7 protein-coding genes are annotated in these 12,662 nt (G+C 62.8%); 3 read left to right on the top strand and 4 right to left on the bottom strand.

Going from position 1 to position 12,662, the window contains the following annotated elements; all coding sequences use genetic code 11:
- Positions 1-333 precede the first annotated feature (333 nt).
- The 3 genes from IEY21_RS13415 (at position 334) to IEY21_RS13425 (ending at position 3,767) form a co-directional block, all read left to right on the top strand.
- Positions 334-945 (top strand): hypothetical protein, encoded by a 612-nt coding sequence (locus IEY21_RS13415; RefSeq protein WP_188904856.1) that lies wholly within the window; start codon positions 334-336, stop codon positions 943-945.
- Between the two features lie 669 nt (positions 946-1,614).
- A complete protein-coding gene (locus IEY21_RS13420) occupies positions 1,615-2,385 on the top strand; it encodes an OB-fold nucleic acid binding domain-containing protein (protein WP_188904857.1) in 771 nt (256 codons plus the stop codon).
- Complete coding sequence (locus IEY21_RS13425) at positions 2,382-3,767, top strand: tripartite tricarboxylate transporter permease (RefSeq protein ID WP_188904858.1); 1,386 nt, start codon at positions 2,382-2,384, stop codon at positions 3,765-3,767. The genes IEY21_RS13420 and IEY21_RS13425 overlap by 4 nt, the downstream gene beginning before the upstream one ends.
- Positions 3,768-4,105: 338 nt before the next feature.
- Here IEY21_RS13425 and IEY21_RS13430 read toward each other — a convergent pair whose 3' ends face one another.
- The 4 genes from IEY21_RS13430 to IEY21_RS13445 are packed head-to-tail and all read right to left on the bottom strand — an operon-like array spanning position 4,106 to position 12,441.
- The gene (locus IEY21_RS13430; RefSeq protein ID WP_188904859.1) at positions 4,106-4,687 is read right to left on the bottom strand and encodes a hypothetical protein; all 582 of its coding nucleotides are present in this window, start codon (positions 4,685-4,687) and stop codon (positions 4,106-4,108) included.
- A complete protein-coding gene (locus IEY21_RS13435; protein WP_188904860.1) occupies positions 4,684-6,747 on the bottom strand; it encodes a 3'-5' exonuclease in 2,064 nt (687 codons plus the stop codon). The genes IEY21_RS13430 and IEY21_RS13435 overlap by 4 nt, the downstream gene beginning before the upstream one ends.
- A 10-nt stretch (positions 6,748-6,757) precedes the next feature.
- On the bottom strand, positions 6,758-7,546 hold the full coding sequence (locus IEY21_RS13440) for a phospholipase D family protein (RefSeq protein WP_188904861.1): 789 nt from the start codon (positions 7,544-7,546) through the stop codon (positions 6,758-6,760).
- An 8-nt stretch (positions 7,547-7,554) separates the two neighbouring features.
- On the bottom strand, positions 7,555-12,441 hold the full coding sequence (locus tag IEY21_RS13445; protein ID WP_188904862.1) for a DEAD/DEAH box helicase: 4,887 nt from the start codon (positions 12,439-12,441) through the stop codon (positions 7,555-7,557).
- Positions 12,442-12,662 lie beyond the last annotated feature (221 nt).

A 12,662-nucleotide genomic window follows, 5' to 3' on the forward strand; every position in this document is an offset into this window, starting at 1 on the left:
TCAGAACCATACGTCTGAGAGGCCATTCCTCATGGTATTTGCTCGCCCAGAGAGGCGTGAAATTCCAAAACGGGCTCTAGAAGCGTCCAGCAGGGTGCCCGGATCACGTGGGATCTGTTCATCGCAGCGTGATGTGATGTGTTCGTGAGAACCAGATAATTACTCTTGTCAGACGATGAAGACATGTAGTTGTTTGAGGAGAAGGGTTAAAGGCGCGGCGCCAACCGCTGATACGCAGATGAATCAGGCCGCCCGCCACAGAAACAACCAGCGTGCCCGGCAGCTCCCGGATCTAAGCGTACCCCGGCCTCCTGGTCACTGATGCTTCACTACTTGTTTCTGGCCCTGTCCCTGACAGCTACCTTGCCTGGGGCTCCGACCACGCCGGCACAACTGGGGACGTCAATAAGCCTGCGCAGCAATGAAGAGGGCCGTCTGGTGCTGATCCGTGGCGCGCAGACCAGCGGCGTGGAAACCTACAAAAGTAAATCTGGCCTCACCCACCTGCGGTTTCGTCTGACCTCGGGCGGCGCCAGCTACGCGGCCATCGCTTACGAGAACCAATGGACCCCGGCCCTGCGCCGCGCCCTCGAGGCGGGGCGCGTTGACGCCGCTGGCGTGTGGGAAACCTTCCAGGGCGCGCCCTCGTTCACGCTGAAATACGTGGTGGCGCCCCTTTCCACTGCCACCACTACCGCAGCCCGTAACCTGCTGCGCATTCGCGATGCCTTTGTTCCCGAGGGCAGCGTGCAGAAAATCACCAGGGCCCAGAACGTGACCTTCACTTTCTTGGTGGGCAGCGAAATTTATCAGGGCGTCATGTACGCGGGGAGCTGGAACTCAGCGGCGCTGGACCTCCTGCTCAGCGGCCGGGTTACCCTGTACGGGCACTGGGAAACGTTTGAGGGCCGCCCCAGCTTTGTGACCACCCGGGTCACCCCGTGAGCCACACCCACGAAGCTGCAGAACCCACCGGGCCGCAGGACACCGCCGGGGCCGGGCCTGCGCCGAGACCCGGGATGCGCTGGCCCGTGATGGCCCTGGGCGCGCTGCTGCTCACGGTTATGGCTGCGGGCGTCTGGCAGGGTCAGCGGTTTTTTCAGCCAAGCTCCAGCATGTCGGTCCAGAGCGCCGGCGCTGGCCTGATGCCGCCGCAGGAGACTGAAGAGCTTGAGTCCACTGCCCCTGGGCCGCGTGACGTCCTGAGTGAATCTGTTGTCGCCCTGGACGAAGATCTCCCTGGCGAGTCTGTGACCGACGAGACGCCCGCTGGCCAGCCGCCCGCAGGGTCTGATGAGGACCTGCCCGGCGAGCCTGTAGGCCCGGAGTGAAAGACCGCTTCCGTGGTTCCGCTGACCTTTCACCCCGTCACCCCGAGGAGGCAGATGATCCACACAACACCGCTTCCCACCTCTGGAATTGCGCACCCAGAGTCTTTCAGCATGATCACATCGGCCACGGCGGGCGGGCCGCGCTGGGGGAACTGGCCGGCAAGGGACAGCGCGGAGTGATCATGCCCTGGGACGGCAGTGGGTGCCATGACCGGCAGACTACAACCGCCGTAATGACGTCAGGTGCGCGCTTCCCACGCAGGGTTTCGAGCCCCTCATCGACATGATCCCGGGGCACAATCGCACCCCGCTCCAGCGTCCGCCGCGCTGGCTCCTGCTGGCCGCAAGTGCCGCATTGTTGATGACCGGGATCTGGCTGGGTGACCTTCTGAACCCGCCGGGGAGTTCAGCCACGGTGGCCAGCATGGCGGTGCAGGCTTCAACGTCTCCAGTGCCGGAAGCCTTCCCGTCGCCACAACAGGCGCCGCAGCCGCCGCCTTCCAGCAGCGCGCCGGCGCCTGTCCAAATGGTGCGCACGGCTGGTCACGTGACCGAGATCCGCCGCAGCCGCCGCGGATTCAGGCAGATCGTGCTGAGGCAGGCCAGTGGCGCGGAAATCACCGTCACGGCCATGCCCTCTCTCGGCGTGCTGGATCCGGCCCCCCGCCTCGGAGACAGCATCGAGGTCAGTGGTCTTCCGGCCACCTACCGTGGACAGCCGCAGGTGAAACTCGAACACCGCCGCGCCATCCGAATCGTCCAGGGGGCCACCGCGTTGACGGTCAGCCAGGCATCGGTTCAGGAGGGGCCAGTGCAGGTGCACGGCACCATCACCTCGCACCGGGAGTACGAAGCGCAGAACGGCACCATGCTGCTGTTCACCCTTGACGGAAGCCTGTCGGGCGTCATGTTCGCCGACGATTGGGCGACCAGCGACCGCGATCAGATCCTGGATCTCGCCGAGCAACAAAGCAGCGTCGTGGTCGAGGGCCAGATGACCACCTACAAGGGCAAGCCATCAATTCAGGCACAGACCATCGTGACCGCCCCATGATCACCCTGGCCATTGCCCTGGTCCTGGGCATCATCCTCGGCACTGTCGCTGGCCTGATGCCCGGCCTGCACAGCAACACGGTCGCGGCCAGCCTGGTGGGCATCGCCTTGGGCCTCCCGGACGAGTGGCGGCTGCCCGCCACGGTGGCCATTGCTGCGGCCGGCGCGGCCAACATCTTCTGGGACCTGATCCCCACCCTTTTCCTCGGCATTCCCGGCAGTCCGATCCAGGCCATGCTGCCCACCCACCGCTTGGTGATGGAAGGCCGGGGCGGTGAAGCGCTGCGCCTTTCCGCCCGAGCCACGGTCTTCGGGGTGCTGTGTGCCATGGCGATCAGTACGCTGCTTCTCCACACGTCCCTCGCCTCATCCTTCGAAAATCAGCTTGAGGGTGTCCTGTTTCCCCTGATGTTGATCGCCACCATCATCTTGCTGATTACCGAGAAGCGCCGTGTGGCGGCCGTGACGCTGTTCACGCTGGCTGGCCTGTTCGGTGTGATCGCCCTGGGCAAACCCATCGTGCCCGGCGGGAGCGATGGGGCGTTTGGGGTGCTGTTGCCGGCCCTCACGGGAATGTTTGGAATGCCAGGACTGCTGAGCGGCCTGAGCGGCGCGGCCACCCTCCGGCCCCGGCAAGATCCGGACGCCCCAGACCTGATGCCTCTGCGCAACGTCATCGCAGTTGGCAGCCTGGGCACGGTTCTGGGCGCTCTCTCAGGGTTCTTGCCGGGCATGGGAAGCGCCAACATCGCAGCGCTCGGGGACACCGCCCGGCGCCCCAGCGAGGGAACCTCTGAGGACCGCCGGTACATCGCGCTCATTTCCGGGTTGCAGGCCGCCGACATGGTGCTGGGCGTGACGGCTTGGTACCTGATCGACAAGGCGCGCTCCGGAATCAGTGTGTCCATCAGCTTGATTGCTGATCCGGCAGATGTGGACGGGCGCCGCGCCATCCTGTTTGCCATCATCCTGTCGGCGGTGGTGAGCTACTTCGCCCTGCGACTCACTTGGCGGGGCACGGTGCGGACCATCGAGCGTTTTGACCAGCGGGGACTGAACTTCGCCCTCGCCTGCGCCCTGATCCTCTTGGTGGCCATGACCACCGGATGGGGCGGCCTCCTGATCCTAGCCATTGGCACGCTGCTGGGCGCCGCTGCGCAGGCCGCTGGCATCCGCCAAGCACAGCTGATGGGCTTCCTGCTCATCCCGGTGCTGCTTTACCTGAGCGGTAACCAGGCCTGGATCGTCAGCTCCCTTGCCCTGGACGCCCGCCTGAGTGTTCCACTACCAACCAGCACAACCCAGATTCTAGGTTTTCTGGGCACCACTGGCGTGATGGGGGTGGTCGCCTATCAGGCCTGGATGGTGGCCACCCGGCGCTGACTACCCTTCAAGACGCATAACGGGCAGCAAAAAGTCAGCTCCTATACGGTGTCTTTCCGATGAAGCCAAGCAGAAGCCGACCCACACCTGATCTGGGGCGCAGCATCTGGCTGGGCTACCTCCGGCCCGTGGACCTGAACATCCTGCGGGCCCTGAATCAGCCGTTCACCGGCACTCTCTACCCTGAACCGCGCGCCCCAGTTCGCCTGAATCATCCAAACACTCACGGAGGGAGGCACGACCTCCCCCCAGCCACTCGCGGCGCAACTGCGCAATCAGTCTTCAATTCAGATTAGGCGAGTTCGACGTATATTCAGAGAATGAACCCGCGCAGCCCATCAGGGGGCCTGGCCCAACAGGCGTCGTGCCCGGTCCAGTGCCTGAACTAATGGGTCCTGGTCACCCCGGTGCCGAAGCCATGGACCGGTCGGCCCTTGCGCGCCTTTCAACGCCTGAAGCCACAGCGTCCCGAGATAGTGCACGAGGACGTGATCCAAATCGTCTGATTGCGGTTCGTCGCTGACAGGTGCGTGTGAGGGCACATCCAGCGGAAAAGCAACATCTTGCTTGACCTCGGACAGGGGGGCAAGTTCGTGTTTCACCTCGGGCCTGTGTTTTTCTGGATGTTCACCGGCAAGTGGCAGATGAACTTCTTGGACCCCCTGAGCACTGCGGTCCTCGTATAGTCGACTCAGCAGTTTGAACCCGTCGCGCACATCCACGGGTTTGGTGCCGCACTGCACCACGGTCCAGGCGCCCAGCCGCCGTTCCTCTACCCCCGTCGCTGAGACGAAGGTCAAGCCCAAAGTGACTTCAGGGTACGCCAAGGGCAACGTGCCCACGTCGGCGTGTGTGAAGTTGTATTCCGCTTCGGGCAACGAGGCCATCTGCAATCGGCCGGCCAGCTCAAGGGCATTCATAGACCCTCTCGGATATCAATGCCACTGAGTTCTCGCAATAATGGCGTCGCTTTTCCCTCTGTAGCCAGGAGATACAACAACTCGCCGCTGCGGGTCATTCCAACATAGAAACGCATCCGCTCACGTTCCATAAGAATGTCCCGCTCCTCACGCTCGGTTTCGGCCCCCAGGGCGCCAAGATGCTCAGCATCCAATCCGACCAGCATCACCACAGGGAACTCCAGGCCTTTGGCAGTATTGATCGTCATCACTTTGACGCTCTCGCGCAGAACGTCCACATCCTCCTGGACCGGATCCCAATGGTCGGTGGGAATGCCTTGTTTGGTGAGGGCGTACGCGTACTCCTGGGCGAGTCCTTCGGTGGTGGCAATCACGGCGATGTCTCGCAGCCGCAGGAGGTTCTCCTCTCGAAACCGCGTGATTTCCTCTATGACAAAGCGTTTAATCAGGTGACTCTCAGCAAAGCGCATCAAAACAGGACGCGGGCCAATGCGCTTCACGGACGTCATATCTATCAACTCACCATGTTCTTTAAGATGCACGTTCCGCGAGGCAAGATCAGCGGCGGTACGGACCACTTCGCGGGTGTTGCGGTAATTGATCTTAAGGGCGTACGAACGTCCCCGGATATCCAAGCCTACCTGCTTCCATGAAAACCCACGGGAGTACAAGCTTTGCGCGGCGTCTCCCAGCACCAGGACGGTTTTGTGCTCAGTGCCTTGACCCCGGGTGAGGCGCTGCAACACCCGCAGTTCCAAGGGCGTCAAGTCCTGCGCTTCGTCGACAACCACGTCATCCACTACTTCCAGTTCCGGATGGTCGAGCAGGAGGCGGTACATGCGCGTAACGACGTCCCCCCAGTCCATCAGGCCGTGTGCCTGCAACTGGGCGTTGTAAGCGCTCAGCACTTCCCAGACTACAGCGCGCGAAAGGGGACTCAGGGCCTGCTTTCGCCCGTACCGCGGCGCCTGACGGTAAGCATCCATGTCCGGAAGCCCAAAACCTTTAATCACCCGCTGAATTTCATCGTAGAAGAATTCTGGAGCGCGCGCGAGCACCGCAGAGTGCCGCTGGGTCCGCACCTCATCAATCGCCTGCCGGATAAACTGCAGTGCCTGATCGCGGTCCACGAGCACATGCTGTACTCCTGCGGCGCCCAGCATGTGCAGCGCCCAGTGCCGGTAATCCTCAATACGCAGGGTGGGCGGCAAGGTGCCAGTCACTTCCTGCACCAGACTGCGAGTGACGCGTTGCAGCACGGGGTTGTAAGTGATGAACAGCACTTGCCGTCCAGCCTGCGCGAGCCGGACAGCACGGTGAATCCCGACGGTCGTTTTTCCACTGCCGGCCACGCCCTTGAGCAGGGTGGCCCCGGTATGAATCCGGTCCACATGGTGTCGTTGTTCGTCGGCCAGCCCCAGCAGAAGGTCCTGGATACTGCCCCGGGTATACGCATCAAGCTGTTCCAAGGACGCTCGTTTAAAAACGCGGAAAGGATCCGTCAGGGGCTCGGAAGGATCCGTCGCGAGCGCCAGAAGCCACTCGTGGGTGCGCAGAGGCAGTCCGGGGAGGCACAAGGCATCATCCAGGGTGGGTGCGTCCCGCAATGCGTGGGCCAACGGCGCCGGCGCCCCCAACAGCCGCAGCTGATGCACGGTAAAGGCCCGCAGGGGAAAATCCGCGCCGCTTTGAGGATGGTTCCATGCGTCGGGCACCTGGAAGTCTACCGGTAGCGATGGGGCCGTGGCCTGCGGTTCAAGTTCCCAGTTCAACAGGTCGTGCGTTCCAATGTCCCGGGCGGTCAGGCGGTCGAAGACACTATGCGGCACCACCCGCAGCAGCATGGGCTCACGGTTGCTCCCCCACCGGAACAGCATGCGCCAATTGTCGTTCACCCGGCAATACCAGGCGTCCATCAGGTCCAGTCGCCGCACCTGCAGGCCGGTGGCCTGTGGGTGCGAGAGAAGCGCTTTAATCGTGCCAATAATGGCCGGTTGCATCGGCTGCGCCGCATTGTGTTTCAGGTCGTCCAGGAAGCGGGGGCTCACAAGCATCGTCATGATTTGACCTCTACCGGTAAAAGCCTGCCAGAGCGTCCAGCAGGGGTTTGAACGCCGCTTCAGTGGCCACGCTCGGGTGATTCGCTAGGGCGAAAAAGTCGGCGCTGCGTAAGGTGCGTTTCTTCGGAACCATGTCGCGGTCCGTGAGGTCATACTGGTCGCGTGGCCAACTGTGGGCCTGGAAGTCCTCTGCCGCTACCCTAAGCCCCTCTAGAGGCTCATCGCTGCGCACCTCTGCTACCAATTCCGCGTTGTAGGCGAGACCGCCGTTCGTGAAGTTGGCACTGCCGAACAACGCTCCCGACGGCAACCACAACAACTTGGCGTGCAGGGCGTCCCGGTACGACACCTGCGCGCCGAGATGCGCCAGTTCCTCTGCGAACAACACGGTGTCTGCGTGGTTCAGAAATTCGCGTTTCAACTCCGCGCTGCGTTCCCGCAGGCCGCGCAGAACTTCGTCCTGCAGGTCAAAGTCGAGGTCCTCGTTCGCCTGCACACGCCGCACCTGCTCAGCCGTGAGTTGGTACTCCGCTAGAGCCGGCAAGGTCACCAGTTCATGAGGAGGTTTCACAATCACATGAATCAGGTGTTTCTGGCCTAACAGGCGCAGCAGGTCTTTCAGGGTGATCCTTTCCCGGTGCGTCCCGAAGACGCTCCGGTAAGGGCCCAATGACCGAACGTCGAACTCGACGTTCTTCAGCCACGGCGTAATCAGCCACACTTCACTCGGGGCGCAGTCGAGCGCCTCAAGCATCAGGCGCACCATCTGATTCTTCAGGCGGTCGGTACGATCGGTCACATGGAAAATCACAGCGCTTCCTGCCGGTACAACACGGTGCGTAAGGTCAGGTGTTCCGGATCAAACACGCGTCCCTGTTGCTGCAGCCCGGCCCTGGCGAAGGCGCGCACCAGTTGGTCACTGAGGTGGCCTTGATGCTCGTGCAGGACGAATCCTCCGTGGGAATCGGCCAGACGAACGACCTCCGCCACATCCAGATCATCCCCACGAACGGTGATGGGCGCGGTCAGGACTTCATGGGCGCGTTTGAGCAGCGTGCGCGACACATTATGGCGGGTCACGTCGATGTGCCCCTGGTCGCAGGACCCCGCCAAGCAAGCCGGGCATGCGTCCACACAGGTCGACAGCGACCAGCTTTCCACCTGGGCAAGGAAGCGGTCGTCGGCCGTCATCTCCTCCTCGCCTTCCTCTTCATCCAGCACCTGCTGGAAGTGCGTGCGGTACACCTGAAGAAGCCGCGCCAAGTTCGGCAGGTTCCGGTCCTCTTTTAAGAGGGTCAGGGCGTACCCGGCGAGTTCCTGCGGCAAAGGCGTCCGGTGGAAGTGGGCACTGAGCTCTGACTCCAGATCCAGCAGTTCCAGCAACACGTCGAGGTGCGGGAAGCGTTCCCCATTGACGTGTACTTCCGACGTCAACACCGTTGCCAAGTGCATCAGTTCAGGGCTGTCGTCCCGCAGCAGACCCTCTGTCGCTTGAACCAGCGCGCGGCGCAGACCGTCATCCTTCCGTTCGTGCGCAGGGAGCGACAGCAATACCCGCACCTCGTGCACGATGGGGGTGCGTCGGTTCAATGCGAGGACCGCCTTGACGAACTGCTGCTCTTCGGCCACGGGGCACTCGAGGGTATAGCGCCACCAGGCGGTAACGTGATGGCCCGTGCGTTCGCCTGCGGGATGTTCACCCATGACCCGCGCGGCCGCGCGGGTGCTGCCTGCACCATCCTGGTTCCGCTCGTACACATAAAACGCATGATCCTGGGGATCGTGTCCATGCGTGATGTGCAACTGGGTGCCTGAACCAATCTGGTGATGGTCGGCACTGCCCTGCATCATAAACATGTTCCGCGCCGCATGCTTTAACGAGTGAACGAGCGTGTCTCGAACGTACGCGCTGACCTGAGCTTTGTTCTGGACGCGTGAAAACAACCGCCGCAGTTTCTCGTACGCCCGGTCATCTTGCCAGGTGACCCAAGCCTGCTCCAGGAAGTCCGGGTGGAGCGTGCGGTGGTCTGCCCAGTAACGCTGCGCTCCCCGCACCAAGGTCTGCCACCCAGCCTGATCCCGCAGGGCCGCCAAGAATTCGGGGCCGCTCTGACCATGCGCCCGAGCTTCTGCGCGCATGGTGCACAGCACGTCTGCCATCCGGCGTTGCGTGAAGGTGTTCAGGCCGCCTTCGACGCCTTCTGCCCACGACTCACTTTTCAGGAGGTACCGCAAAAACTGGTCCTGCAGATGCACCTGCGTGCGGACGTCGGCCCACTGCTGCTGCGCGACCGCCTGCGCCGCCTGACTGAGCACCTGCGGGTCGTACGGCACGCGGAGCCCTTCGGTACACAAGTCGTACCCGTACAGCAGCGGCTCACCGTCATGCTCACTCACGTACCGCACCAGGTTGTAACCCCGGCCAGCTTGCGGATCCTCACCTTGAGGGTGGCGTTTGTGCAGCGCGATCGTCGCTTCCGCCCCGTACTGCACCTCCCACGCGGCCAGACGCGAGCGCTGCCCGTCCTCCTCGCCGTAGTAGTACTCCAACGGTTGCACCAGGCTCCCGAACAATGGCGGTACCGGTACGCGCAACCTCGCCTCACCCAACGGATGCACTGCCGAGAACGACAACGGGTAACTGTTGCTGTCAGGGGACACCACCCGCCACCCCTTATCGAACAAGGCCTGTTGTGCCTCCCCGGTGGCTTCTTCCCACAACTGCCTCAATTCCACACTTCCGTCCGGCCGTTTCCGGCCGTACGCCTGGGCGCCTTGCACCGGGGCTCTGGGGTTGTTCGGATCGAGCCGGCCAAACGACCACAATTCCAGGTAACGCAAGCGGTAAAAGCGTTTGGGCATCTGCCCGTAGAGGCGGCGGACACCAAGTGGCATGTACCGCTCAAAGGCGTCACCCAGGCCACTGGCGGTCGGAAGGTCTTTGATCAGGGCCGGCTTGAATGGTCCGTATCCTCCCCCTTCCCGTTGCTTATACCGCTCCATTGCCATGGCGTTCTGAATGACTGTGCCGTTGACCCGCACGGTCGGGGACCGCCAGTGCAGCAGGTGCGACGTGCCGTACCGCCGGGTGACACGCCCCGCACCAAACTCACTGAAGGTCAGGGCGACATCCTCCTTAACAAAGTTCCATTCCGCCCCTGGCCTAGCCGGAGGCACCATCACCTGTACGACCGGCAGGTTGACACTGCTGAACAGGTTTTCCGGAATGTCTGGGCACAGTTGCAGCAGACTGACTGGCCGGGTCCGATTCGGCCGGTCCGCCCGGTGGCACACTTCCGGATCCAGCAGGGTCTTCTGAAACCACCCCCACAATGCCTGCCAGGTGCGGTATCCCTCCTGCTGCCTTAAGGTCGCCGCAATCACCCGTTCATAGCCATTCGTGATGAAGGGGTAGCGGGCGTCCAGGCGGGTTAGCTCGCTAAAAATGGCGTCCAGGTGGTCCTGAAGCTTCGTGCCAACCGGCAGGGCATACCAGAGGCGCCCTGTCCGCTGGGTCAGTTCATCAAACAGCAGGGCCACCGCATGGAAACGCTGAATAAAGTCATTTTCCGGGTTCAGCGCGGGTTCGTAATCGGCCGGGTCCGTGAGGGCTTCAGGATTCTGGAAGTAAAACGCGTCGCGGTAACTGTTGCGGCTGAGCGTCACGGCCGTGATCGGCCGGTCGCTCAGGTCCCGGCCTGCTCGGCCTTTTTTCTGAACAAACGACGCGATGTTGCTGGGGGCATGATGCTGCATGACGAACTGGATACTGGGGTCGTCGTATCCCACCTCCAGACTGGTTGTGGCAAAGATGATGTCACGGTTGAGCACTCGGCCGTCCTGACCGCCGCCGCTAAACACCGGATGATCTGCCGACGTCAGTGCCGTCGGCGCGGCGCCGACCCGCGTGCGGCCTTCGTTGAACTGATGGGGATCCTGCGCGTCAAAGTACCAGTACTCCCCGTCCTGGAATGCGGCGCTGGTCTGCACGTCACCGCCTGGGGGCTTCAGCCGCAGCGCCGCCAGATTCAACCGGCTCTCCGCGTCCCGGAACTCCACCGTTAGCTTCTTCAACTTCGAAATGCTGTCCTGGAAGATCAAGGTGCGGTGCTTGGCCGGCGTCTGCCCCTCGGCCGGACGCCGCACCATGTTGTGCGCGATGGTCATAATGGTCTGAATGGCCGCTGACGCGTCCCCAATCACTTTGCCGCGCGAGAACGATTCCGGGCGAATAAATAGAAAGTAGTCGCGGCCCTGCGCGGGATCGTAGTCCTCCGGTTGCGGTTCGATGGCACTCACGCGGTATTCCGGCACCCCGGTTAGCTTCGACCAGAACTGGCCCGGGCGACCAATCGTTGCGCTCATGCCGATCAGCAGGGGGGTCTTCCAGGTGGTGGCTTCATCCGCCGTGCCGCGGGCATAACCGTACATGGCATTGTCAATCCGGTATTTCAGTCGGCGCAGCAAGGCCGCGATCTGCGATCCATGAATGCCACTGTAGAGGTGAATTTCATCCATCACGACCGCGCGCGGTGGGTGAAACGCCGGACGCTCAGACCACTGGCGCGGCAAGCCGAACACGCCCAACGCCTTCGGGTCCATCATCCACCGGTGCAGCATCTCCGTGGTGATGATCAGCAGGTCCGGGGGCGCCTGCAGCACCGAGTCCCGGGTGGCCTGGAACGTATCGAGCTGCCAGCCTCCCGCGCCGAACCCACCGTCTGAAGTCAAGGTGGCGCGGCCGTCAGCCTGCACCTGCGCCAGTACGGGGGAACCGCCTGAACCCGTAAAGTACGGCACCACATGCTGTTGCCCGTCCTCACTTCGGTCCCAGTGCCATTTGCGCTCACTGTTCGGCCCGCTTCCCTGCAGGTCGCCCAGGGTCCCTGGCGTGTTGCCGAACACCATCCCTACGCTCAAGGGCCGCAGACCCAGGCCCTGCCCGGTCGGTCCGCGCATGGCACGGTTCACGTGCGCCGCGTACTCACACAAGCGCTCCAACTGGTTTTTGGCGAGATTCTGACGGGGATAGACCAGCATGACCTTGACGCCCCGCCGGTCATCCCGGATGGTTTCCTCTAACAGCCCCGTCAGCAAGGGCAGCAGGGCCGCCTCCGTTTTGCCACTGCCGGTGTTTCCCGTGATGACGAAAGCCCCGCCGGTCTGTGTGAAGTAGGCGTCGGTCAGTTCCGTGAAACTGCGTGCCTGAACGTTTGTGACGTCCACTCTGTCTAGGGGAAGCCCCAGCGCACTGGAAAAACCTTCCCCCAGCAGGCGTGTGGCCGCCCGCACGTTCCGTCCACGGTGGGTGGCCTGCACCCCGTCCAGCACCTTCCGGAAGCGCGTTTCCCGCCGGAGCCGTTCGCGGTCCTTAAACCGCACGCGCATGCTCTGCACCAGATAAGGGGCCTGCGCTTCGTCCCCCTCCCGGAAGCGCTGCTTCACGTTTTTCAGCAGCCGCACCATTTCACTGATGCGCGACCGGTAAAGTCCGCTTCGGGGTTCCATCACATACCGTTTGGCCACCAGGGAGGCGAGTAGGCCTGGAATCGCCGAATCCCCCAACCAGGCCTGCACTTCCTCTCTCTGGGCCACCTCCTGGACGGTGGTGTACGTCTCATACAGCCCAAAGTTGATGCGACGTTCCTCGATGTTTTCCAGGGCGTTGAGGACCCTCACTTCGTCAGCGGTCAATCTTTCCCCGGAAGTGCCTGTGGCGGACACCTCCTGCCCTACGGCCTGAACTTGCCGTACCCCCGGAGCCGAGGCGGAGGGAGCGCCCCCCTCCCCCAACCGCACTTCCCCCTGGGCTTCATGAATCTGCCCTGAGGCGTGCAGGGGAAGCAGGACGGACAGGAGAGCGTCCCGGGTATACACCCGGTCAAGGAGACCACGGTTCACCGGAAGCAGGGTGA

The sequence above is a fragment of the Deinococcus aerophilus genome (genome assembly GCF_014647075.1).
GTDB classification, from domain to species: Bacteria; Deinococcota; Deinococci; order Deinococcales; family Deinococcaceae; genus Deinococcus; species Deinococcus aerophilus.

Excerpts from the sequence above, each read along its gene's own strand:
- IEY21_RS13420 (WP_188904857.1), top strand. The coding sequence starts at position 1,615 with ATGATCCCGGGGCACAATCGCACCCCGCTCCAGCGTCCGCCGCGCTGG.
- IEY21_RS13425 (WP_188904858.1), top strand. The coding sequence starts at position 2,382 with ATGATCACCCTGGCCATTGCCCTGGTCCTGGGCATCATCCTCGGCACT.
- IEY21_RS13430 (WP_188904859.1), bottom strand. The coding sequence starts at position 4,687 with ATGAATGCCCTTGAGCTGGCCGGCCGATTGCAGATGGCCTCGTTGCCC.
- IEY21_RS13435 (WP_188904860.1), bottom strand. The coding sequence starts at position 6,747 with ATGACGATGCTTGTGAGCCCCCGCTTCCTGGACGACCTGAAACACAAT.